22 protein-coding genes are annotated in these 22,963 nt (G+C 68.4%); 10 read left to right on the top strand and 12 right to left on the bottom strand.

The genetic code is table 11. From position 1 onward, the window contains the following. The first annotated feature begins 38 nt into the window (after positions 1–38). On the top strand, positions 39–467 hold the full coding sequence (locus WEE69_10445) for a Zn-ribbon domain-containing OB-fold protein (GenBank protein ID MEX1145711.1): 429 nt from the start codon (positions 39–41) through the stop codon (positions 465–467). Here the strand turns inward: WEE69_10445 and WEE69_10440 are convergent. The 4 genes from WEE69_10440 to WEE69_10425 are packed head-to-tail and all read right to left on the bottom strand — an operon-like array spanning position 464 to position 3,659. Then, entirely contained in the window at positions 464–1,120 is a 657-nt protein-coding gene (locus tag WEE69_10440) for a hotdog fold domain-containing protein (GenBank protein MEX1145710.1), read from the bottom strand. The two genes, WEE69_10445 and WEE69_10440, sit on opposite strands and share 4 nt — an antisense overlap. Further along, positions 1,117–1,881, bottom strand: a complete 765-nt coding sequence (locus WEE69_10435) for an SDR family oxidoreductase (GenBank protein MEX1145709.1) — start codon at positions 1,879–1,881, stop codon at positions 1,117–1,119. Before WEE69_10435 ends, WEE69_10440 begins: the two co-directional genes overlap by 4 nt. Further along, positions 1,878–2,666 (bottom strand): SDR family oxidoreductase, encoded by a 789-nt coding sequence (locus tag WEE69_10430; GenBank protein MEX1145708.1) that lies wholly within the window; start codon positions 2,664–2,666, stop codon positions 1,878–1,880. Before WEE69_10430 ends, WEE69_10435 begins: the two co-directional genes overlap by 4 nt. Before the next feature lie 60 nt (positions 2,667–2,726). Then, a complete protein-coding gene (locus WEE69_10425; GenBank protein ID MEX1145707.1) occupies positions 2,727–3,659 on the bottom strand; it encodes an alcohol dehydrogenase catalytic domain-containing protein in 933 nt (310 codons plus the stop codon). A gap of 107 nt (positions 3,660–3,766) precedes the next feature. Between WEE69_10425 and WEE69_10420 the strand changes: the two genes are divergently transcribed. Further along, entirely contained in the window at positions 3,767–4,612 is an 846-nt protein-coding gene (locus tag WEE69_10420) for a phytanoyl-CoA dioxygenase family protein (GenBank protein MEX1145706.1), read from the top strand. Beyond that, entirely contained in the window at positions 4,609–5,703 is a 1,095-nt protein-coding gene (locus WEE69_10415) for an alcohol dehydrogenase catalytic domain-containing protein (GenBank protein ID MEX1145705.1), read from the top strand. Before WEE69_10420 ends, WEE69_10415 begins: the two co-directional genes overlap by 4 nt. A gap of 60 nt (positions 5,704–5,763) precedes the next feature. On the opposite strand, the gene WEE69_10410 is transcribed toward WEE69_10415, so the two are convergent. Beyond that, complete coding sequence (locus WEE69_10410) at positions 5,764–7,131, bottom strand: aromatic ring-hydroxylating dioxygenase subunit alpha (protein ID MEX1145704.1); 1,368 nt, start codon at positions 7,129–7,131, stop codon at positions 5,764–5,766. Between the two features lie 41 nt (positions 7,132–7,172). On the opposite strand from WEE69_10410, the gene WEE69_10405 reads away from it, so the two are divergent. The 4 genes from WEE69_10405 (at position 7,173) to WEE69_10390 (ending at position 13,337) form a co-directional block, all read left to right on the top strand. After that, entirely contained in the window at positions 7,173–8,048 is an 876-nt protein-coding gene (locus WEE69_10405) for an SDR family oxidoreductase (GenBank protein MEX1145703.1), read from the top strand. 124 nt (positions 8,049–8,172) lie between these two features. Continuing rightward, a complete protein-coding gene (locus tag WEE69_10400; GenBank protein MEX1145702.1) occupies positions 8,173–9,507 on the top strand; it encodes an ABC transporter substrate-binding protein in 1,335 nt (444 codons plus the stop codon). A 101-nt stretch (positions 9,508–9,608) separates the two neighbouring features. Then, on the top strand, positions 9,609–11,831 hold the full coding sequence (locus WEE69_10395) for an ABC transporter permease (protein ID MEX1145701.1): 2,223 nt from the start codon (positions 9,609–9,611) through the stop codon (positions 11,829–11,831). Further along, positions 11,832–13,337, top strand: a complete 1,506-nt coding sequence (locus WEE69_10390) for an ATP-binding cassette domain-containing protein (GenBank protein ID MEX1145700.1) — start codon at positions 11,832–11,834, stop codon at positions 13,335–13,337. On the opposite strand, the gene WEE69_10385 is transcribed toward WEE69_10390, so the two are convergent. Both WEE69_10385 and WEE69_10380 read right to left on the bottom strand, forming a co-directional pair. Further along, positions 13,313–14,602 carry an MFS transporter gene (locus tag WEE69_10385; GenBank protein MEX1145699.1) on the bottom strand — a complete coding sequence of 430 codons (1,290 nt, stop codon included), beginning with the start codon at positions 14,600–14,602 and terminating at the stop codon, positions 13,313–13,315. The two genes, WEE69_10390 and WEE69_10385, sit on opposite strands and share 25 nt — an antisense overlap. A 3-nt stretch (positions 14,603–14,605) precedes the next feature. Then, entirely contained in the window at positions 14,606–15,424 is an 819-nt protein-coding gene (locus tag WEE69_10380) for an SDR family oxidoreductase (GenBank protein MEX1145698.1), read from the bottom strand. Between the two features lie 29 nt (positions 15,425–15,453). Between WEE69_10380 and WEE69_10375 the strand changes: the two genes are divergently transcribed. Continuing rightward, a complete protein-coding gene (locus WEE69_10375; GenBank protein ID MEX1145697.1) occupies positions 15,454–16,254 on the top strand; it encodes an SDR family oxidoreductase in 801 nt (266 codons plus the stop codon). A gap of 99 nt (positions 16,255–16,353) precedes the next feature. Continuing rightward, the gene (locus WEE69_10370) at positions 16,354–16,683 is read left to right on the top strand and encodes a hypothetical protein (protein MEX1145696.1); all 330 of its coding nucleotides are present in this window, start codon (positions 16,354–16,356) and stop codon (positions 16,681–16,683) included. On the opposite strand, the gene WEE69_10365 is transcribed toward WEE69_10370, so the two are convergent. From WEE69_10365 to WEE69_10345, 5 genes are read right to left on the bottom strand one after another with little or no spacing between them, the layout of a single operon-like run. Then, complete coding sequence (locus WEE69_10365) at positions 16,680–17,657, bottom strand: M24 family metallopeptidase (protein MEX1145695.1); 978 nt, start codon at positions 17,655–17,657, stop codon at positions 16,680–16,682. The two genes, WEE69_10370 and WEE69_10365, sit on opposite strands and share 4 nt — an antisense overlap. After that, a complete protein-coding gene (locus tag WEE69_10360; protein ID MEX1145694.1) occupies positions 17,654–18,832 on the bottom strand; it encodes a M24 family metallopeptidase in 1,179 nt (392 codons plus the stop codon). Before WEE69_10360 ends, WEE69_10365 begins: the two co-directional genes overlap by 4 nt. Further along, a complete protein-coding gene (locus WEE69_10355; protein MEX1145693.1) occupies positions 18,829–20,052 on the bottom strand; it encodes an amidohydrolase family protein in 1,224 nt (407 codons plus the stop codon). Before WEE69_10355 ends, WEE69_10360 begins: the two co-directional genes overlap by 4 nt. A gap of 58 nt (positions 20,053–20,110) precedes the next feature. Then, positions 20,111–21,058, bottom strand: a complete 948-nt coding sequence (locus tag WEE69_10350) for a TIGR03619 family F420-dependent LLM class oxidoreductase (protein MEX1145692.1) — start codon at positions 21,056–21,058, stop codon at positions 20,111–20,113. Continuing rightward, the gene (locus WEE69_10345) at positions 21,058–22,011 is read right to left on the bottom strand and encodes an alpha/beta hydrolase (protein MEX1145691.1); all 954 of its coding nucleotides are present in this window, start codon (positions 22,009–22,011) and stop codon (positions 21,058–21,060) included. The genes WEE69_10350 and WEE69_10345 overlap by 1 nt, the downstream gene beginning before the upstream one ends. Before the next feature lie 25 nt (positions 22,012–22,036). Between WEE69_10345 and WEE69_10340 the strand changes: the two genes are divergently transcribed. After that, the coding region (locus WEE69_10340) for an AMP-binding protein (protein MEX1145690.1) at positions 22,037–22,963 on the top strand (927 nt) is incomplete at its 3' end.

Here is a 22,963-nt window from a genome sequence, read left to right as displayed (position 1 = left end):
CGCCAGACGGGTAGCCGGTCTGGCGAGGGAGCGCGCCCGTGAAGGCGGAGGTGAGGACGGTCGAGGAGTGGGTCAAGCCGCTGCCCCAACCCGACGGCGTGAGCGCCGAGTACTGGCAGGCCGCGTCCGAAGGTCGGCTCCTCGTGCAGCAGTGCCCGAAGTGCGGGAATCGGCAGTTCTACCCGCGTGCGTTGTGCACGGCGTGTGGGGCTGACCCCGAGTGGCTGGAGTGCAGTGGCCGGGGCACCGTGCACACGTTCACGGTCGTGCGTCAGTACGGAGCTCGACCGTTTCGCGACGAGCTGCCGTATGTGATCGTGATGGTCGAGCTCGACGAGGGCCCGATGATGCTGGGTGCGGTCACCGACTGCGATCCCGATGCTGTGCACATCGGGATGCCGATCGAGGTGCACTTCGTGAAGGCTGCCGACGATCTCGGTATCCCGTACTGGCGCCCGCCTCGCTAGCGGGGCCTCGAGCCGTCGCGTGGCGCGATGAAGACGATCTCGGCCTCCGCCAAGCGCTCACCGTCGCACGACGAGTGGGCCCAGACGTAGATCTTGCGACCGTCCACATGGTCGACGCCGGCCTCGTAGTCGATGCGGCGCAGCAGTGGCGTCGGCCGCATCATCCTCACGGTGAGTGTGCCGGTGTATCCCGCGATCCCCGAGAGCGTCTGGGCCGAACCCATGAGATCGTCGAAGGCGGCCGCCACGAACCCGCCGTGCACGTGCCCTTCGGGTCCTTCGTACGCGGGGGAGTATGTCGCCCAGCCGACGTAATGATCCCCGCGCAGCTCCCACTGCACCGGCGCGGCAAGCGGGTTGCTGCGACCGCTGATCCCGCTGCGCTCGAGGAGCGCGCCGTCATCGCCGCGCATCGCGCCGAGTCCGCCTTTCACATGCAGGCTGGGAAGGCGTTCGAGCTCGTCGCACACTTGATCGACGTGGGATGCGATCGCCTCGACAGCGGCCGCATCCGCCTCACCGACGTCGAGGTGAGCCGACAGCTCGATGAGGCGTTTCACCGACCGCACGAGCGCATGCTTGCGCGCCCGCGGTGGATCCTCGACGGGGTCGTGCGTGATGTACGTGGTGTGTGCGTCGGGTGGCAGGCTCACGTGCCCGGCATTCCCGGGATGCCAGGGAACTCGTAGCGCTCGGCGCCGCGACCGGTCATCACGGTGTAGATCTGGCCCGTGTCGGTACCGGCAAGCAGCGCCATCACCGCGTCCGCGATGTCGTCGCCGGCCATCAGCGGTCGCCCACGGGCCTCGATCGCATCGCGTCGCCCTGTTGTGTCGAGCAACGGCGTGTCGACGGCCCCAGGGCACACCGCGTTGATCGTGATGCCGTGGTCGCGCAACGGGCGGCCGAGGCTTCGGACGAGTCCCACCACGAAATGCTTCGTTGCCGAGTAGATCGGGTCGTCGGGGTGTGGCCCGACGCCCGCGAGCGACGCCGTCACGACGATCGCACCACCGCCTCGCGACGTGATCGTGGGGACGAGCGCGCGCACACCGAGGAATACGCCGTCGACGTTCACGCCCATGATCCTGCGGTACTCGTCGTCGGTGAGGTTCTCGACGACGACGGGATACGCGCCGAGGGCGATCCCCGCGTTGAGATGCGCCAGGTCGACGCCGCCGTGGGCCTGCTCCGCGTCTGCGGCCACGCGGCTCCAGGCGTCGGCGTCGCCCACGTCGAGGTGCGCGAACGTTCCGCCGATCTCAGTCGCGACTGCCTGGCCGGGGGCTTCGGCCACGTCGGCGACGATGACGTGCGCGCCCGCCTCCGCGAGACGGCGGGCGGTGGCCGCCCCGATGCCGGAGCTCGCACCGGTGACCACGGCAACCTTGCCTTCGAACGGCTGGTCGCTCATCGTGTCGGCCGGCTCCGCGAGAGATGGGCGCCGTTGTCGGCGAGCACGAGCTGCCCGGTCACCCCGCGCCCGAGATCGGACGCGAGCGCAACGACCAGTCGGGCGAGATCATCGGGCTCGTTCATGGTCCTGAGCGGGATCGACTCGACGAGCCGCGCAACGTAGTCGTCAGAGAGCGCGTCGCGAACGTTCGGCGTCAGCGTTGTGCCGGGCGCGACGGCGTTCACCCGGATCCCTTGCGGACCGAGCTCGGCTGCGAGCGTCTGGGTGAGGTGGTTGATGGCGGCCTTCGCCGCGCCGTATGCGGCGAGGTCGAGCGCGGGACGCGTCGTCTCGCCGGAAGTGACGTTGAGGATGACACCAGCCGTCCCCGCGGAAGCCATCGCCCGCGCCTCGGCCCGGCAGCACCACGCCGTCACGAACAGGTTCTGCTCCACGACATCGCGGAGGTAGTCATCGTCCTGATCCACGAACGGGACCGGCTCGCGTCCGACCAGGCTGCCGACGTTATTGACCGCGACGTCGAGACCTCCGAGCACATCGACGACGGTGGTGACCAGCTGTGCCGCGTTCGGCGCATCGCGCAGGTCAACGACGACGGCGTGTGCGGCGCGCCTGGTGGCTGCGACCTCATCGCACGCGCTCGTGAGTGCTTCTGCATCCTTGTCGGCGAGCACGACGTCGCAGCCGGCGCGCGCGAGCCACACTGCGGTGGCACGCCCGATCCCGACGCCCGCTCCAGTGACCAGCGCCCGCTTCCCGCCCAGCTCGAGGTCGATCCCCAACCTTTGCTCCGCTCCCTCTCCGCTACTTCCGCTGCGCTCCATCCGCTCCGTTCGCTCCGCCTATGGCTCCAGGACGACTTTGATGGCGCCGCTGGCGCGATCTGCCGCAACCCGGAACGCCTGTGCCGCATCGTCGAGCGGGAACCGGTGGGTCACGAGCGTCGACGCGATGTCGGGGTTGGAGGCGAGCAACGCGGCGGCGTCGTCGAGGTCATGACCGTGCTCGTGTGCGCTGTAGAGGTACGACCACTGGAACCCGAGCTCCTTCATCAGGGCGGGAAAGCCAGGGATCGCGACGGGTTCCCAGTGCGTGCTGAGGAACACGATCGTGCCGTTGGGTCGGCAGAGCTCGGCCGCGGTCGCCAAGGCGCTCTCGCTTCCTGCGGCTTCGAACACGACGTCGTACTCGCCGCTGGCCGCCCGAGCGCCGAGCCGCTCGCCGGCCGTGACCTGCGCGTCGTGGCGCGCGACGAGTCCGATCTCGCCGGCTACGGGACGCGCTGCCGCCACCGCGGCGAGGCCGATCGCGCCAGCCCCAACCACGGCGACGCGCTCGCCGCCCTGGATCCCGGCGTGGCGGGCACCGTGCATCGCGACGCCGAGCGGCTCGACCAGACAAGCGTCCTCCGGTCCGAGACCGTCGGGCAGGCGGACGAGCGAGCGGCCTTTGGCGGAGACGGCGTCGGCCAGCCCACCGTCGGCACCGAGGCCGAGCACGCGCTCCACGCCGGTCCGGCACAGGTGGGTGGCCCCCCGCTCGCACTGGTCGCACGCTCCGCATCCGCTCGTGGGGTCGACAGCCACCGCGGTGCCGTCGTCGAGGACGCCCGCGAACTCGTGACCGAGTGTGAACTGGAGCGGACCCATCGCCATCATGTGGAGGTCGCTGCCGCAAATGCTCGCCGCGCGTACGTGGACGATCGGACCGTCGCCGTCGGGTTCCGCGACGTCGAGCACCTCGATGCCGCGTTCGGTGTGGCGCACCCCTCTCATCAGCCGGGAGCGTACCGGTGCTCGCCGCGAGTGAGACCAGGGACCGGGGGCTTGGTACCGTCCCGCGACCGACGAGAGGGAAGGCAGTCGACCGAGAGGGAAGGCATTTGACGCTCAGTCCCGAACAGCGAGCCTCATGGGATGCGAACGGCTACTTCATCCTCGAGCGGTTCGCGGACCCGGCGACATGCGACGCGATGCTCGCTCGCGCAGCTGAGCTTTGCCGTCGTGACGCGATAGGGGAGCCGATCGGGCACTCGCTCGTGGACCCCGAGCGCAACCCGTGGCCCGAAGCGGTGAATCCCGAGGATCGCGTGTCGAAGATCTTCGTGCTGCACGATTGGGATCCGGTGTTCGGCGCGTTCGCTCGCGACGAACAGCTGCTGGATGTGATGTGCGAGCTGCTCGGCGCCGATGTCGACTGCTTCCTCTCGCAGTTCATCTTCAAGAACCCGGGCGCGATCGGCCAGCCGTGGCATCAGGACTCGCTGTACTTCCCCTTCGAGCCCGACCACCAGGTGGGCGTGTGGCTCGCTGTCACCGACGCCACGCCGACCAATGGGCCACTGTCGGTGCTCCCCGGCTCACACGCCGAACCGCTCCACGAGCACGTGCCTGATCAGCGTTCCGACGCCAACCTGGGGTACACCGAGATCGTCGACATGGACTTCGCGGCGGCCGAGCAGGTGCTCATGAACGCCGGTGACCTGCTCGTGTTCGACAGCCATCTCATGCACCGGTCCACGGACAACGGGTCCAACGGTGCGCGCGCGGCGATGGTGTACCACTACGCGGTCGCGGGGACGATCGACCGCACGTACGCGCGCCTGCGAGAGGAGAGCGACGCTATGGGCGCGATGCCCGACGACATCAAGGAGTCAGCCGCCGCGGGTGACGAGGAGTCGCCGTACCACTGGATGCCGGTGCGCCGAGCGGGAAGCAGCGTCGCGTGAGCGCAGTGCGCGCGGGCGTGTTCACGGGCGACGGCAACTGGGAGGTGCGCGAGCTCGCGGCACCCGAGCCACCGCCGGGCGGTGCCGTGCTCCGCGTGGAGGCCGTCGGCCTGTGCGGGAGCGACCTCGCGCAACTGCACGGAGGTGTGGGTGTTCCCGGCGAGAAGTTCCCGGTGGTCCCCGGCCACGAGACCGTCGGCCGCATCGAGGCGATCACGAAGGAGGCGGCCTCGGCGTGGCGCCTCGCCGAGGGTGATCGGGTGTGCGTCGACGAGATCCTGCGGTGCGGCGAGTGCGCGGCGTGTCGGTCGGGCGACCCGGAATGCACCGCGATGCAGGTGTACGGCTACACGCTCGGCGTCGACGACGGTCCGGGTCTCTGGGGCGGCTACGGCGAACGGATGGCGCTGCTGCCGCGCACGAACCTCCACCGACTGCCCGACAGCATCGCGGCCGAGGAGCTGACGATGTTCGAGCCCCTCGCCAACGGCGTGCACTGGGTGACGCGGGCCGGCGTGCAGCTCGGCGACACGGTCGTCGTGCAAGGTCCTGGTCACCAGGGCCTCGCCTGCCTCGTGGCCGCCAAGGCCGCCGGTGCTGCACAAGTGATCGTCACCGGGACGAGCGCCGACGCAACCCGCTTCGCCGCGGCGCGGGCGCTCGGCGCGGACGCCACCATCGACGTGGAGACGGAGGATCCGGTGGCGCGGGTGGGCGAGCTCACGGGCGGCCGCATGGCCGACGTCGTGATGGACATCGCCGCGGTCGTGACCGCGACGGTTCCGCTCGCGGTGCAGCTGGTGCGCAACCGCGGCACGATCCTGCTCGCGGGGCTCAAACACTTCCAACCCGTCGAGGGGCTGATCACCGACCTCATCGTGTTCCGTCAGCTCACGCTGACCGGCGGCGCGGGCTACACGCCGGCGTCGATGCGCGTCGCCGTCGATCTCCTCGTCGGCAACCGCTTCGACCGCAGCGCGCTCGTCGGCGACGTGGTCACGCTCGACACCCTCGACGAGGGCATGGCGCTCCTCGCCCGCACGGCCCCCGGCCGAGACTCCGTCCACGTCAGCCTCGTGCACGGCGCCTAGAGCCGGTTTGGCGTCGCAAAACCACCGTGGCGGTGGAGCTTCGACGCCAAAAAACGGGGTTCAGCCGCCGAGCACCTGGCTGGGCTGGATGCCCAGGTAGCGCTCGAGGTTGCGGTGCAGGCTCACGATGCGCCGCTCCTCGCGCGAGAGCGTGAGGTGCGTGAGGCCCGGTTGGTGCAGACCGCGCTGCACGCGCCGCAGGTTGGCGATGTCCTGGTTGAAGACCACACCCAAGTCGGCGGTGCTGGCGTCAAGCGTCACGTCGACGGGGCGCGGGCCGCGATCCGTAGCGCCGGCGGGCAGGCGCGGACACGAGATGATGTCGAGATAGCAGTCGTCGGGCGTGGCTCCTGGGCGCGTGCGGATCGTCGTGAGGTTCTCGGCGAGGAACACCGGCGAGATGTTCGGGAAGCAGTTGTACTGGTGCAGGTCGGTGACTTCGTCGTCGCTGAACGGCCCGAGGTCGACGCCGCTGGTGGCCGACTCTTCGCGGATGAGCCGCGCGAGCAACACGCGCATGGTCTCGCCCTCGTGGCGATCGGGGATCGGACCCGGGTCGTCGGGGTCAGGGCGCCCGGCCCGCGCGCCCTGCGTCGCCACGAACGACGCCCAGATCTCGTCGTCGGTCGCGCCGTCGCGCAGGCGCGGGCTCGGGACCCCGTAGGGCTGGCCGAGCTTGCCGTGACGGGCCCAGTCGGCCTGCGGTGAGTTCACGTCGTCGGTGGACCCGAGCATCTGCCGATGGATGCCCTGCACGTGGTAGGTCTCGCTGAATGCATCTATGCCCGTCTTCCAGTTGCACGGCAGCGGCAACGTGACGATGGCGCGGCACGCGAGCTCGTCGGGGCGGAGGAAGGCGGCATCCTCGACCACGGGTGCGAGGAACTCTTCGAGCGGCTCGGCGTCGAGATCGAGGTTCACGAACACCAGCGGTCCCCACGTGCCGACCCGGGTCTCGAACAGCGGGTAGTCGTCGTTGCGGAGCGCCCCGAACCCCTTGCGGGACGGGACCTCGCGCAGTTGCCCGCGCAGGTCCCAGCACCACCGGTGGTAGTTGCAGCGGATCTCGGTCATGCCGGTACCGCACCCCGTGCGCAGCTCGTTGCCACGGTGGCGGCACACGTTCTGGAAGGCGCGGATCACGCCGTCGTCGCCGCGCAGCACGAGCACCGAGAGCGGTCCGCAGGCGTACTCGTACCAGTCGCCCGGCTCGCGCACGTGGTCGACCGTGCACGCGAGCTGCCACACGTGGGGCCACAGGCGTTCGAGCTCCAGCGCGGCGAACTCGGGCGACGTGTACCGCGACGCCGGCACCTTGGTGGGCCCCGGCGCGTGGGCGAGGTCGCCGATCGTGGAACCGGCCGGCGTCTCGTCGGTGAGCTCGCCGGGCAGCGGCGGCGAGCTGCGCAGGTCGCGGATGCTCGTCACGGGACAGACCCTATTCTCGGCCGGACACAGGGGGGATGGGCATGGCCGCGTTGCAGGACAGGATCGCCGTGATCACCGGCGCAGGGCGGGGCATGGGCCGCGAGCACGCGCTGCTGTTCGCGGCCGAGGGCGCGAAGGTCGTCGTCAACGACACCGGCGGTGAGGCCGACGGCACCGGGCACGACGCCGCGGTCGCCGTCACGGTGGCAGACGAGATCCGGGCGGCCGGTGGCGACGCGGTGGCGAGTGACCACGACGTGGCGACCATGGCGGGGGCCGAGGCCGCGATCGGACTGGCGATCGACACGTGGGGACGCCTCGACGTGTTGGTCAACAACGCCGGCATCCTGCGCGACCGGATGTTCGTGAACATGACCGAGGACGAGTGGGACGCGGTGATCCGAGGTCATCTGCGCTCGCACTTCTGCTCGACGCGGACTGCGGCTGCGCATTGGCGAGACCGGTCGAAGGCCGGCGAGACAGTGCAGGGCTCGGTCGTGAACGTGTCGTCGACGTCCGGTCTGCGCGGCGCGGCGGGTCAGAGCAACTACGGGGCCGCCAAGGCCGGCATCGCCGCACTCACGGTGATCCTCGCCGAGGAGCTGGCCCGCTACGGGGTGCGGGTGAACGCCATCGTTCCGGTGGCCCGCACACGGATGACCGAGGAGGTGGCCGGCATCGCCGACATGGTGCGGGCGCCCGACGACCCGGCCGCGTTCGACGTCTTCCACCCCGGCAACGTGTCGCCCACGGTGGGCTGGCTCGCGACCGCGGCCTGTCCGGTCACGGGGCAGGTCTACCTCGTGAGGGGCGGCGAGATCCGTCGCTTCGACGGGTGGCGTGACGACCGCGCTGTGCAGCAAGACGCTCGATGGTCCGTCGATGACGTCGGCGCCGCCGTGGCGGACCTCGGGTGAACCGCGGTTCTGCGCCCGGCGTGGGTGCAATGGGCGCTATTGCAACGCGTTTCAATTACGAGAAGAATGCGCCGCCAGAGGCTCGGCCTCGGTAGTCCGAGGCCGGCGACACAAGGGGGAACGGTTGAGCCGTACTCGTTGGTTCACATTCGCAGTCGTCGCGCTCTTCGCGGCCGCGCTGATCGTGCCGAGCGCAGGCGCCCAGGGCGGGGGAGATGCCCTCGAAGCAACCGACATCGGTGTCACCGAGGACACGATCACGGTGACCGTGGTCGCGGCGATCGAGGTGCCGGGCTTCCCGGGCCTGTTCCAGGGCAGCCACGATGGTGTCGACGGCTGGGCCAAGTACATCAACAACAGCTGCAAGCCCAAGAACACGTGCGTCGCCGGCCGGGAGATCGTCGTGAAGCACGTCGACTCGAAGCTCGGCGCCGAGCCCGCCCAGGCTGGGTTCCGGCAGGCGTGCCAGGACAGCTTCGCCATCATCGGCACCGGGGTCCTCTTGAACGAGGACTTCGACGACATCTCGGAATGCGTCGACGCCGCAGGAGCAGCCACGGGCCTGCCCGACTTCGCGATTGTGCTGACCGAGCCGAACGAGATCTGCACCGGGGTCTCGTTCGGGGTGAACCCGGCAGCTCTCGACTGCGCCACCCGCGATGAGCACCCGCAGAGCTACACGGTCAGCGCGGGGCCGGCGGAGTACTACGCGAAGAAGTTCAAGGATCTGAAGAGCGCGATGCTCTTCCCATCCGACAGCGCGTCGGCCAAGAACTCCCAGCTGCCGATCTTCGAGGCGATCAACGACCTCGGGCTCGAAAACGTCTACCAGGAGGACGTCTCCGCGCTGGCACAGCAGAGTGCCTACACGGCCATCGTGGCCGCGATGAGGGACGCGGGAGTCACGTATGCACGCAGCGGTCTCGCGTTCGACAGCACCGTGAAGATGCGGTCCGAGGCCGCAAGTCAAGGCATCGACATGACGGTCTGGGACTGCTCGCTCCAGTGCTACGACGAGCAGCTCGTCGCGCCGGAGAACGTCGACATCGTCGAAGGGCAGTACGTGTACACACCGTTCCTGCCGTTCCTCGGCGCAACATCCGAAGCGAAGAACAACAAGATGCTGCGGAACTTCCTGAAGAACACCGACAAGACCGACGGCTTCGCCATCCAGGCGTTCGCCGCCGGCCTGTTCTTCCAGGAGGCCGTCGAAGCCGCCACGGGTGGCGACAACAACAACCTGACGCGTGAAGGCGTGCTCGCCGCCGCAGCCGACATCCACGAGTTCGACGCCGACGGCGTGCTCGTGCCGACCGAAGTCGGTGGCCGAATCGCGAGTGGCTGCTACGTCTTGATGCAGGTGCGGAACGGCGAGTTCGTGCGCGTCCACCCGAAGAAGAAGGGCACGTTCGACTGCAAGACCGAGCCGCAGACGGTCGAGCTCGACATCATCAACTAAGCGGGAGCCGAGAGGTGTGATGGGTCGTCGGGTCTCGTGGCCCGACGACCCGCTCATCCTCGAAACCTGAGAGCGGTGTCCGGACGGGGGGAGACGAGCTGGTGGCCGCCATCGTTGAGCGCCTGACGAAACGTCAGAACCGCTCAACCCTGGTCGCGGCCTTCGCGGTGACCATCTTCGTCGTCCTCTTCGTGACGGCGTTCTGGCGCGAGGGCCAAGCAGTCGGCAGCGACACGATCGTCCGGTTCCTCGTGATCGGGGTCGTGTACTCCTCGATCTACGCGATCGCGGCCGCGGGCCTCGTCGTCACCTACACGACCTCCGGCATCTTCAACTTCGCCCAAGGCGCGATGGGCATGTTCTTCGCCTTCATCTACTGGCAGATGAAGGCGGCCACCGAGTCGGGAGGATGGGGTCTCCCCTCGGTGCCGTCACTCATCGTGGTGATCTTCGTGATCGCACCGGTGGTCGGCGCGATCATCGAACGACTGGTGATGCGGGGTCTTGCCGATGCGCCACTGGTCGCCAAGCTCGTTGCCACGATCGGTCTGCTTGCCTTCTTCATCGGGCTCACCGACATCATCTGGTCAGGCACCGCCTACCGCACCATCGGTACGTTCTTCGGGCAATCCGGCATCTCGATCCCGTCACTGGCCTCGAGCGCGCAAGAGGGCGAGACGTTCGTCCAGTGGTACCGGATCATCACGATCTTCATCGGCATCGGGATCGCGCTCGCGCTGCGGGTGCTCTTCTACCGGACGCGCATCGGCGTCGCGATGCGCGCCGTGGTCGACAACCGTGAGCTCGCCGCCTTGAACGGCGCGAAGCCGGGGCAAGTCTCGATGCTCTCCTGGGCGATCGGCGCGTCGATGGCCGCGATCGCCGGCATCCTGCTCGCGCAGTCGTTCGGCAACTTCGACTCCCAGGTCCTCACGCTGTTCATCATCGAAGCCTTCGCGGCGGCCATCATCGGACGCCTTCGGAGCCTCCCGATGACGCTCGTGGGCGGCGCAGTGATCGGGCTGTCGGTCTCGTTCAAAGAGGTGTTCCTTTCGTTCCCCGAACGTTGGTCCTCGATCGGCCGCCAGGGCGTGATCCCCGGGATCATCCTGTTCGCGGCGCTGCTGTTCCTCCCACAGGCCCGCATCGAAGGGAGGAAGCTGGCGCGCGCGGTCACGGCCCGTGTGCCGAGCCCGAAGATGGCCGCAATCGGCTTCGTCGTGTTCTTCCTGGCGGTCACGGTGGTGTGCGCGATCGCTAGTGATTCAAAGATGGTCTACGTCGAGGGTGGGGTCGTCATCGCCTTCATCATGCTGTCGCTCGTGCCGCTCACGGGTTGGGCTGGCCACATCTCGTTTGCCCAGGTCACGTTCGCGGGCTTCGGCGCGTGGGCCGGGTTCGAGTTCTCCAGCGCCGGCGGCAATGCGTTCGGTCTCGACCTCTATCCGGTCGGCAGTCCGCTCACGCTGGTGATGGCCGTGCTCGTGGCGGTCCCGATCGGCCTGCTGATGGCACTTCCCGCGCTGCGCCTCAGCGGCCTGTACCTCGCGCTGGCGTCAATGGCCTTCGCATTGATGGCGGCTGTCGTGTTCTTCTTGCCCGAGGTCTACAGCAATGTCGGCCGCAAGATCGACAACTTCGAGATCTTCGGGTACACGTTCGACCAGCCGTTCTCGTTCCTGGGCATCACCTTCAGCAAGGGCTCGGCGTTCACGATGTTCACTGCCCTGTTGTTCGGTGTGGTCGGCTTCGGGCTCGTCGAGCTGCGGCGCGGGAAGTTCGGACGACGCCTGATCGCGATGCGAGACAGCGAGGCGGCGTGCGCCACGCTCGGCGTGAACCTGCGGATGACCAAGCTCGCGGTCTTCGGGCTCTCGGCTGGCATCGCGGGGATGGGTGGTGCGCTGTTCGGCATCCACGTGGGCAACGTGAGCGCGGCGAGCTTCAACCTCCTGTCCGGCCTCGACAACGCTGGCCTCGCACTGTTGTTGCTCATGGTGGTCGGAGGTGTGGGCGTCGCGAGCGGCGCAGTGTTCGGCGGAGTCGCGCTCCAGATCTTCACGAGGTTCCTACCTCAGGCGTGGCTCGCGCCGGGCCAGGCAGACAAATGGCTCACTGACATCGTGAAGGGGTGGTCGAAGGTCGCGCCCGGCCTCGCAGGTATCGGCATCGCACGTCAGCCCGAGGGTGTGATCCCGCAGGTGGGCCATGACCTTCGCGAGAAGCGGCGCTTGAAGCGCGAACGCGCCGCCGCCGGCCAAGCGCCAGCGAGCCCGCCGGAACCTGCGATCGACGCCCCGAGTTCCACACGCGTGGAGTCCTAGATGGCGTTGCTCGAAACGACCAGCATCTCGGTGCGATTCGGCGGGCTTCAAGCGCTCGACGATGTGTCGATCGGCGTGGACGAAGGGCTCGTGACCGGGCTGATCGGTCCGAACGGAGCCGGCAAGACGACGCTGTTCAACGTCATCACGGGCCTCCAAGCGCCGAACGGCGGCCGGATCGCGCTGGACGACCGTGATCTCACCGAGGAGAAGCCGCACAAGCGCGCCCGCGCCGGGATCGGCCGCACGTTCCAGCGGCTCGAGACCTTCGGCACGCTCACCGTGCGCGAGAACGTGCTCGTGGCCGCGGAGATGCGTCGTGGCTGGTCACGAGAGCGCTTCGACGTCCCCGGACTCGTGGACGGGATCATCGAGCGCGTCGGCTTGGAGTCTGTGGCGTCGGAACGCGTCGACCAGCTCCCGACCGGCACGGCGCGGCTCGTCGAGCTTGCACGCGCCCTGGCGTCTAAGCCGCGGGTGCTGTTGCTCGACGAGCCGTCGGCCGGACTCAACGAGAGCGAGACCACCACGCTCGGCGCGCTGTTGAACGAGCTCGCGGGCACGGGGCTCGGCGTGCTGCTCGTCGAGCACGACATGAGCTTCGTGATGGGCGCGTGCCAGTACATCCATGTGCTCGACTTCGGGCGGCTCATCGCGGCCGGTGACCCGATGGAGATCCAGAGCGACCAGAGCGTCCGCGCCGCCTATCTCGGCACCGAGCGCGACGAGCGCGCCGCCGCGAACGCGCCGAAGCTCGCGATCTCGAGCGAGGGGAACGGCGCTCCACCCGTCGACCCGAGCGGCGCCATGCTCGCCCTCCAAGGGGTGACTGCGGGGTACGGCACGATCGACGTGCTCGAGGGCGTCGACCTCGCCGTCATGCCGGGGCAGGTGTTCGCCCTCCTCGGCCCGAACGGCGCGGGCAAGTCGACCACGCTCAAGGTCGCGAGCGGCCAGATCAAGCCCACGCACGGCCAACTCACACTCGAGGGGCGCGACGTCACGGGAACACCGGCCGACTCGTTGGCCCGCAGTGGCGTGTGCCTCGTCCCTGAGGGTCGGGGGATCTTCCCCAACCTCACCGTGCTCGAGAACCTGCGCATGGCCACATACAGCGGCACTGCGTTCCAGGTCGTGCTCGATCGCTCCTTCGAGCGGTTCCCGAGGCTCGGAGAGCGCCGCAAGCAGGTGGCCGGCACACTCTCGGGCGGCGAGCAGCAGATGCTTTCGATGGCGCGCGGCCTCGCCATCGACCCGAAGGTGCTGCTGCTCGACGAGCTCTCGATGGGCCTCGCGCCCCTCATCGTCGAAGAGCTCTACTCGGTGGTCAAGCGGATCGCCGACGAGAACGTCTCTATCCTCATCGTCGAGCAGTTCGCGCACGAGGTGCTCGGGATCGCCGACGTCGCCGCGATCATGCTGCACGGCCGCGTGCAATACCGAGGCGACCCAGAAGAGGTGGGCGCGGCGCTCGAAGCGGCCTATCTCGGCGGCACGGTCTCATAGCGCGTCAGCGCCGTCACTGCGTACACCAGGCACACCGCTGCGCCGATCTGGAGCGCGAGTGGCGCGCCACCGATGTCGGCGATCACGCCCATCCAGATCCCACCGATGGGGATGAGGCCGGCCCACGTGAGGGTGAACAGCCCGAGCAGCCGCCCGCGCTTGTCGTCATCAGCGAGCTGCTGGAGCACGGTGTTCAGCGACGTCGTCACGGAGAAATAGCAGAGCCCGACGAGCGCGTTGAACGCGAGTGACAGCTCCCACGACCGCGACAGCGCAAATCCGCCCGCGGCGATGGCGAAGCCGACGAGCCAGGCCAGCGCAGTGCGCAGCGTCGGGCTGCGACGCCGGAGCCCGATCGCGAGCACACCGAAGAATGCTCCTGACCCGGAAGCGACGACGAGCCACGTGAAGTCCTTGCGCGGATGCCCGAGCACGTCGGTGGCGAACACGGGGTAGAGCGCGACGTACGCGATGCCGAAGATCGACAGCACGGCCATCGTGGTCAAGACGGCCACCGCGGGTCGCCGTTCTCGAGCGTGCCGGAGCCCGTCCTTCCACTGCTGCCACCCGCTCGACGTGTCGATCTCGCCCCGGCGCCGGCTCACGCGTATCGGCACCAGCATCAGGATCGTCACGACGTTGGTCGCCGCGTACGCGGTGAAGGCCCACCCTGCACCCCATGCGGCCAGGATCGGCGCTGCCAGCGCCGGTCCGCCGACGCGCAAGACGTTGTTGCCCGCGGCTTGCAGCGAGATGGCGCTCGCGAGGCTGTCGTTGGGCACCGCGTTGGCCGTCATCGCCTGCTGCGCGGGAGCCATGAAGGCGAACAGCGTGCCCAGGACGAAGCCGAAGCCCGCGAGCATGCCGGGGCCTTCGAAACCGGCGTGCAAGCACGCCGCGAGCACTCCGGCCGCGGCTGCGACCAGACAGCGGGTGGTGATGAGCAAGCGCTTGCGATCGACGCGATCGGCCAGGACGCCTGCTGGCGGCGCGAACAGCAGCATCGGGATGAACGTCGCGAAGAACAGGAAGCCGAGCCAGAGCGGCGACTTGTCGGTGACCCGTGCCATCTCGGACTGCAACGTGATGTGGGAGATCCAGAAACCGAGATCGCCGATCGAGTAAGCGGCGAACAACAACCTGAACTCTCGGTGGGCGAGTGCGCGGAACAGCTGTCGCTCGCCTTCACGCCGGACGGATTCGCCGATGCGCGGCCCAGGGAGTCCGGCCTCGTCCTCCGCGAACGCGGGTATGAGGTCAGTCATGCGTCAAGGCGCGTACGTGCCGTCGTCTCTGAGCGTCCATCCCGACGCCGCGTGGCTGCCGCCGTCCACGTGGAGCACCGTGCCGGTCATGAACCGCGAGAGCTCGCACGCGAGGAAGACGATTGGCCCCGCACAGTCGTCGACCGTGCCCCACCCCATCGGCACCTTGCGGCCGTATTCCGCCGGGTCGCTGTGCACTGCGTCGGCGTGCACCTCGTCGCCCGGCGTCGGGATGGCATCCGGCGCGATCGCGTTGACGCGGATCCCTCTGGGTGCGAGCTCCAACGCGAGGGTCTTCGTGAGGCTCTCGACTGCAGCCTTCATCGCCGCGTACACACCGAAGCCGGGGGCGGCTCGGTGGGCTTCGATCGACGTGACATTGATGATCGAAGCTCCCGCGCCCATCAGAGGCACGCAGCCACGGACGAAGTGGGTGACGCTCGTGAAGTTCTCGTCGACCAACGCCCCTTGTCCCTTGGCGTTCACGTCCAGGAACGAAGCGTAGAAGCCACCACCTGCATTGTTCACGAGCACGTCGACCTTGCCGAGCTCCTTGCTCACATCGCCCAACCACCGCTCGACCGCATCGGCGTCGCGCACATCGAGCTCCCCGGTGACACAGCGACGCCCGAGCGCCTCCACATCCGTCGCAACGGCACGCATGCCATCGGTGTTGCGGTCGCAGATCGCGAGGTCAGCGCCGAAGCTCGCGAGCGCCATGGCCGCCGCCGCGCCGATCCCTTGGGCACCGCCGGTTACGAGCGCGACCTTGCCGTCGAGTGAGGCGGCGCCAGGACCGACCGGAGTGTCGAAGGTCCGCACGGCGTCACCCTATTAGCCTGCACCGATTGATGACTCGGCCCGACGACACGCCGATCCCTGACTATTCCGCGCAGCTTCGCTTGGACGGACGTCGCTTCGTCGTGATCGGCGCGGGGCAGGGAATCGGCCGTCAAGCGGCGCACGCGCTCGCCTCGGTGGGCGCACGCACGTTCTGCATCGACGTCGATCCGGATCTGGCCGGGGAGATCGCGAGCGAAGTGGGCGGAGTAGCGGGCAACGGTGACGCAACGAAGCGCGTCGACGCCGAACGTCTCTTCGGCGAGGCAAGTGCTGCGTTGGGCGGCGTCGACGGCGTAGTCGACATCGTCGGCATGTCGCACTACGACCAGCTCGTCGACATGACCGACGAAGAGTGGGACTGGCACTTCGACATCGTTCTGCGCCACGCCTTCCTGGCTGTGCAGATCGGTGGTCGCCTGATGTCCGAGTCGGGCGGCGGAACGATGGTGTTCGTCGCTTCCGTGTCGGGGCTCACATCAGCGCCACGGCACGGCGCCTACGGCGCAGCGAAGGCTGGTCTGATGTCGTTGGTCCGAACCGCCGCGGTCGAGCTCGGACCGAGTGGTGTCCGGGTCAACGCGGTCGCACCCGGCGTGGTGTGGACGCCTCGCATCTCGGTGTACCTCGGAGAGGAAGGACGCGAGCGCAACAACGCCAACACGCCGCTGCGCCGCGTCGCCCAACCGTCCGACATCGCCGCCGGCATCCTCTTCCTGGCCTCCGACCTGTCCTCCTTCGTCACCGGGCACACGCTCGTCGTCGACGGCGGCGTCGGGGCCAAGTTCCCCTACCCGATGGCCGAGGACTAGCAGAGGCGAACGGCTGCGGCGCAGCTACCCTGCGCCGCAGTGAGCCGTTCGCCGGGGTGAAGTGGAGCGGCCCGGCGCGAAGCGCCAGGAGCGGGAAACGTGTACGTGAAAATCGATCTCGAGCCGCATCCGCCCGTCGTGACCCTCGAGGAGCCAGAGGACACCAAGAAGTTCCACGTCACCGTCGTGGGTGGCAAGGACTGGGGCCTCGTCTTCGGCGCGCTGGTAGACGCAGCCGCAGGCCGCCTAGAAGCCGAGGAAGCCTTCATCACCATCGACGCAGTCCGCCGCCTGGCAAAAGACCGCGTCGGCGACATCTGGGAAGCGGACTTCACCGCGATGCTCGACTACGCACGAACCAAGGGTTGGTTCGACGAGGGAGGAAACGCCATCTGCGCCCACCTCGAATGGGCCGAGGCCACGTCCTAGAGCGTCGTCAAGACCTCGGGGCTGTCCTCGCCAACCAGCACCGTGTCACCAACGAGCACCGGATCCGCCCAGCGCTCGATGAACAGCACGATCCCGGGCTCGAGGCGTTCGCCGTCGTCCAGCTCCTCGTGCCCGATCCCCACCCCTTCGACGGTCGCACCAGTGGCGCGGAGATCGCCGACCGTTGCGCCATCGACCGCCAACGCGATCGTCGTCGCATGTGCTGCGGGAACATCGGGTGCGTTACCTCCACACGACAGCGTGCGTGCCAACGCACCCTCCCAGCCGTCGCGCATCACGCCGACCCGGAAGTGCACGAGGTCGCCGCTCTGCACCACGCGGTCCGTCACCATCGATCGCGGCGGTGAGCCGGCTTCGGCGACGCAGAAGGTTCCTTCGAAGGACGGCGTGTGAGCACCGAGCGTCGCCATCGCCTCTTCGAACACTCCCTTGAGCCGCTGCTCGCTCACACCGGGTTCGAGCGCGTCGATCGCGGTCCGCAACGAGCGCTCGGCCACGTCGACCGCCGCTCGGATGCCATCAACGTCCTCGTCCGTCTTGGCCTGACGAACCTCGCGAAGGAGCGCCTCGCCGTCGATCAGCGTTGCTCCCGGGAGCATGCCGTGGATCAGCTGCTCGAACAGCGGTGTGAGACCGTCGACACCGATCGAGCGCGCATCCGCCACACCGGGAACCGTGGCGATCCCGCCGACGATGTTCATCGGGTTCCACGAGATCGGATACAGGCACTTGGGTGGGATGTCGGAGGGGATCCCGTCGTCGGTGATGCTCAGCAAGTGGACCGCGCCCGTCTCGCGGACGACGACGCAGCCCGGAGCGAAGGCACGGGAACCGGCGACCGACAGGCGATCGGCGCCCGAGACGTAGCGGGAGTTGGACTCGCGGCCCAACAGCAGCACGTCGACTCCGGCATCCGCCATCGCATCGAGCACGCGCTCGAGGTGCGGGTTCACTCCCAGCCGTCCCAGGTGAGCGTCGAGAGGATGTCGTAGCCGGCGTCGGTCACGACCACGATCTCCTCGGCGCGGAAGCCACCATGCCCGTCCTCCCAGATGACCGGCTCGAGCACCATCAACATCCCCGGTGCGAGCACCACCGTCTCGTCGAACTCGTCGCCGAGGTCAGTACCGAGGAACGGCATCTCCGCGCTGTCGGTGCCGATCCCGTGCGCGAGGTAGAAGTGGGGGAGCCAAGGCCGCCGCCCGCCGCTCAGCTCCTCGGCGGCTCGAGTGAGGTCTCGCGCCGTTGCACCCGGCTTCGTCACTTCGAGGACGTGGCTGATGAGCTCGCGCCATCGCCGACATTGCGAGCGTTGCCGCTCGTCGGGGTCGCGTCCGATCACCCAGGTGTGTCCGTAGTCGGACTGGTAACCCTCGTACGAAATCCCGTTGTCGACCCACACGAGGTCGCCTTCGGCGAAGGGCGAGTCCTTCGTGACGGTCGGAAAGACGACGTCACCCGTGATGGTGTACGGCCCTTCCGCGATCGACGACGGCATCACCTGCCAGATCGGGTCCACCGAGTTCCCCATCGCGCCCAGCTCGAACAGGTGGCGCAGGAAGCGGCCGGTGACCTCGGTGCCGCGTGTTCCCGGTGTCACCGTCGGAGCCACGGCCGCGATCGCTGCTTCGTTGAGCTCTTGGGCCCGTCGGATGCACTCGACCTCGTCCGCCGTCTTCAACGCCTTCGCCGTCGACAGGGTCACCGTGGCGTCGGCGAGCTGACGTCCGTCGAGCGCGCCATGGAGCGGCATCGTGAACTCGTCGATCGCGACCTGACCGCCCGGCAGCACGTCGAGCAGCTGGCGTGCTCCTTCGTCCCACTCCAAGGACAGGCCCTGGTGCACGTGGTCGGCGGGCAGATCGTCGGGAGCACCGTCGGCGAACCATGTCCACACGTGAGGCGGCTCGCCGTCAGCGGTCACGATGGCGATCGGACGGCGATGGATCGCCCGTGCTTGGTCGGCCGCCGGGACCCGCACCCCGGTGGCGTACGAGACGTTGGCCTGCCCGAGCAGCACCAACGCGTCGACGCCCTGGTCGACCATGCCCTGCACGAGCCGCGCGTGGCGGTCGCGCCGCATGCGCGCGACGTCGAGCGGACGGTCGAAGGTGAGTGGTGCGCTCAACGCGCGAGCTTGAGGTCGTAGGCCGCGACTGCGTTCTCGCCGAGGACCTTTCGACGGTCCGCCTCCGCGAGCGGCTCCACCGCCTCCTCCACTTCCTTGACGATGCCGGGGTGGTACTCGGGGTGGGGGTAGTCCGAGGCCCAGATCACTCGGTCGGTGCCGAGCCACTCGGCACATGCGGCGAGGTTCCACTCCTCGGGCTCGAAGCTCACCCAGCACTGACGCTTGAAGTACTCGCTCGGCAGCATGCTCAACCACCGCTTCTCGAGCGGGAACGCCTTCACCTGCTCGTCCATGCGCTCGAGCTGGGTGGGCACCCATCCTCCGCCCGCCTCGAGCACAAGGAACCCGAGGTCCGGGAAACGCTCACAGACGCCGCCCATGGCGATGCGTCCCAGCGTCACGATCATGTCCACCGCGTTCCCGACGGCTTGGCCGAGACCGGACCCACCGTGGATCTCGTCCATGGCCATGTTGGTGACCATCATGTTGGGGCTGTCGACGACGAGCCCGAACTTGCGGCAGGCGCCGGGTGTGTCCACGTGCACACCGGGGTGGAACCCGACCGGCACACCGAGCTCCTGGCACGCGGCCCAGAACGGGTCGTAGACGGAGTGGTTCAGAGGTAGCTCGGTGCCGTCCTCTTGGATCGCGTAGGCCGATGGCCGGATGAACACGCCGCGCAGGCCGAGCTCGCCGACCGCGCGCTGCGCTTCCGCGATGGCGCGGTCGATGTCTTGGAGCGGAACGCCGGCCATCCCGAACAGCCGAGTTGGATACGCCGAGCAGTACTCCGCGATCCAGTCGTTGTACGCGCGGATGCAGTCGGTGACGAACTCGTTGTCATGCAGCGCGGGGATCGGGTCGACCGGACCGAAGAACATGGCCTGCGACGGGTACAGGACCGCCGCGTCGATGCCTTCGGAGTCCATGTCGGCGATGCGCGCGTGCGGGTCGTACCCACCGGGGACACGCAGGCTCTGGAGCAGGTCGAAGAACTCCTTGGCGGTCATCCCAACCGCCGCCGCCATCTGGTCTTGGAGCTCGCGTCCACCGCCGCGCACGACGCCGCCCGTGTACACGGTCTCGTAGACCTCGTCCTCGACGACCTTGCGCGGGATCCAGTCGCCCCAGCGCTTCGCGTCCATGCGCTCGGTCCAGAGATCCTCCGGCTCCATGACGTGACCGTCGCCGTCGACGACCAACCCGTGTTCCGCCATGGCAGGTACCCCCTCGTCCGTGCCGTGCGTTGCTTTCGAGAATGGTGGTGGCGGGCGGCTAGCGGTGCAAGTGCGGAGCCACCTCGGCGTGGAAGGCGTCCATCTGGTCAAGCAGCTCTTGGAGCGACCGGTTCCGGAACCGGACCTGGAGGTGGCTCACGCCCATCGCGCCGAACTCGTTGAGGCGCTCGGCGATCATGTCGTGCGACCCCGACAGCGTGCCCTCGCCCACGTCCCAACCCGGCTCCCCGACGTAGAGGAACTCGGTGATCGTCCCGAGATCGATCGGGTCGTCACCCAGGGTCTGCTTGCGGTGCTCGAGCACGAAGCCGATCTGCCCCGGCATGTCCGCACGCGGGGTGCCCTGCGGCAGCCAGCCGTCTCCCCGCTCCGCGGCGCGCCGCAATGACGGCTTGGCTGATCCGCCGACCCAGATCGGGAGCGGTTGCTGTCTCGGCCGGGGCGCCATTCCCGCGTCGCCGAGGTGGCCCCAGTACGGCGTCTCGATGTCGGGGTACTCGTCGGTGAACGCGGCGCGCACGACGTCGATCGCCGCGTCGGTGACTTTGCCGCGTGCGGCGAAGTCGACCCTGAGCAAGTCGAACTCACCCTCGAGGTGGCCGGCACCGACGCCGAGGATCGCCCGACCACCCGACAGCTCGTCGAGCGTCATGAACGCCTTGGCCGTCTGGAGCGGGTGGCGGTAGCTCAACACATACACGTGCGACATCACGCGCACGTTCTTCGTGAGCGCGGCGATCCACCCGAGCGTCGCGATCGTCTCGTACCACGTGGTCTGCATGTGTGCGTCGAGTGGCTTGGTGACGGCGAGGTGGTCGCACACGGCCACGTAGAAGAAGCCGGTCTCGTCGGCCTTCTTCACGATGGCCGCGAGCTCGGAGGCGCCCGCGTCGGCCTCCCAATCCTCGACGAAGGTCTTGGACTTGGCCTGCACCTGGAGCTGCATGCCGTAGACGAGCTTCCCCTCGGGGACGATCGTGGCCATCAGGCAGTCACGCCCAGCGCGGCGCGCGCCGCGCCATAGGCGACGCGCTGCGCATCCTTGGCGCCGTCGAGCGCGGCGTCCATGTTGAAGAAGCCGTGGAACATCCCATCGGCGCGGTGGTGTGTGACGGGCACGCCCGCCGCATCGAGTGCCGCGGCGTAGTGGTCACCCTCGTCGCGAAGGATGTCCATCTCGCCCGTGACGACGCATGCCGGCGGAAGTCCTGCCAGCGAGTCGGCGCAGTGGGGCGACACGTAGGGTTCGTCACCCGTCGCACCGTCGGCGAGGTACTGCTCGCGGTACCAATCCATGATCTCGGTGGTCAGGAAGTAGCCCACGGCGTTGTCGATCCTCGACGGACGCTCATTGCGCGTCGCGGTCGAGTCGATGACCGGATAGATCAAGAGCTGGAACGCGAGCGGTGGCGCGCCTCGGTCACGTGCTATCTGCGCGACCACGGCCGTGAGGTTGCCGCCGGCGCTGTCGCCGCCAACCGCGAGACGCGCCGGGTCGATGCCGAGTTCCTCGGCGTGCTCCGCGGTCCAGACGGTCGCGGCATACGCGTCGTCGCTCGCCGCTGGCCAGGGATGCTCCGGTGCGAGCCGATAGTCCACCGACACCACGACGGCGCCGACGGCGTTCGCGAGGCGGCGGCACGCACCGTCGTGGGAGTCGAGGTCGCAGATCACCCAGCCTCCGCCGTGGAAGTACGTGAAGCCCGGGATCGGCTCGTCGGGCGCATCGAGAGGTCGGTAGATGCGCACCGGGATCTCGCCAGCGGGTCCGGGGATGGTGCGGTCCTCGACGGACGCGCATTCGTCAACGATCGGAAGGCGGGGGAGCGCCTTGAGCTGCGCACGTAGTGCGGCCGGATCGGAGTTGTCGCCGCCGATGCGCGGGTAGCTGTCATCCATCATCTCGATGATCGCTTTGGCAGCAGGATCGAGCGGCACGGCGCGGAATCTATAGCCTCGGATCGTGCGAGCGGACGAGCGGTGGACGAGCATCCCCGGCCTCGTGCTCGCTCGCGCGAGCGACTTCGGGGCAAGTGAGGCGCTCGTCGACGAGGACGGCGCCGTGCGCCAGTCGTTCGAAGACCTTGCCGCATTCATGATCCGGTCGACGCGCGCTGCGATGGCCGCCGGGCTCCAACCAGGTGATCGCGCCGCGATCTGGGCGCCGAACATCCACCAGTGGATCGGCGCCGCGCTCGGCGTCCTCGGTGCGGGAGGGGTGCTGGTCCCGATCAACACGAGGTTCAAGGGGTCAGAAGCGGCCTACGTGCTCGGGAAGTCGCGCGCCCGGCTGCTGTTCACCGTCACCGACTTCCTCGACACCGACTACGTGGCCATGCTCCGTGAGTCTGGCGAGGACCTCCCTGCGCTCGAGCGCACGATCGTTCTCCGCGGCGACGCGCCCGACGGTGCGACCCCCACGCTGGAGTACCTGGCGGCAGGCGACGCCGTCCCCGAGGCCGACGCGCGGGCGCGGATCCAGTCGATCACCAGCGACGACCTCTCCGACATCATCTTCACGTCGGGTACGACCGGCCACCCGAAAGGCGTGATGGTCACGCATGGGCAGTCGCTGCGCGTCTACGAGGCATGGACCGATGTGATCGGGCTGCGCGAGGGCGACCGCTATTTGATCGTGAACCCGTTCTTCCACACGTTCGGGTACAAGGCCGGGTGGATGTCGTGCATCCTGCGCGGGGCCACGATCGTGCCTTTCAAAGTGTTCGAGGTGGCCAATGTGCTCGACATGGTGGCGAGCGAGCGCATCAGCGTGCTTCCCGGACCACCGACGTTGCTCCAAGGCATCCTCGACTACCCGGATCGCGCGTCGCATGATCTCTCGTCGTTGCGGCTCACCGTGACCGGCGCGGCCGCAGTTCCGGTCAAGCTC

The sequence above is a fragment of the Acidimicrobiia bacterium genome (assembly GCA_040881685.1).
In the GTDB taxonomy this organism is placed as follows: Bacteria; Actinomycetota; Acidimicrobiia; order IMCC26256; family PALSA-555; genus SHVJ01.
The sequence above is the reverse complement of the archived record's forward strand: the minus strand, read 5'-3'. Positions and strand labels throughout refer to the sequence as shown.

Coding starts and splice junctions, on each gene's coding strand:
- WEE69_10385 (MEX1145699.1), bottom strand. CDS start 14,602: ATGACTGACCTCATACCCGCGTTCGCGGAGGACGAGGCCGGACTCCCT.
- WEE69_10355 (MEX1145693.1), bottom strand. CDS start 20,052: ATGGCGGAACACGGGTTGGTCGTCGACGGCGACGGTCACGTCATGGAG.
- WEE69_10435 (MEX1145709.1), bottom strand. CDS start 1,881: ATGAGCGACCAGCCGTTCGAAGGCAAGGTTGCCGTGGTCACCGGTGCG.
- WEE69_10375 (MEX1145697.1), top strand. CDS start 15,454: ATGACTCGGCCCGACGACACGCCGATCCCTGACTATTCCGCGCAGCTT.
- WEE69_10390 (MEX1145700.1), top strand. CDS start 11,832: ATGGCGTTGCTCGAAACGACCAGCATCTCGGTGCGATTCGGCGGGCTT.
- WEE69_10405 (MEX1145703.1), top strand. CDS start 7,173: ATGGCCGCGTTGCAGGACAGGATCGCCGTGATCACCGGCGCAGGGCGG.
- WEE69_10350 (MEX1145692.1), bottom strand. CDS start 21,058: ATGGCCACGATCGTCCCCGAGGGGAAGCTCGTCTACGGCATGCAGCTC.
- WEE69_10425 (MEX1145707.1), bottom strand. CDS start 3,659: ATGAGAGGGGTGCGCCACACCGAACGCGGCATCGAGGTGCTCGACGTC.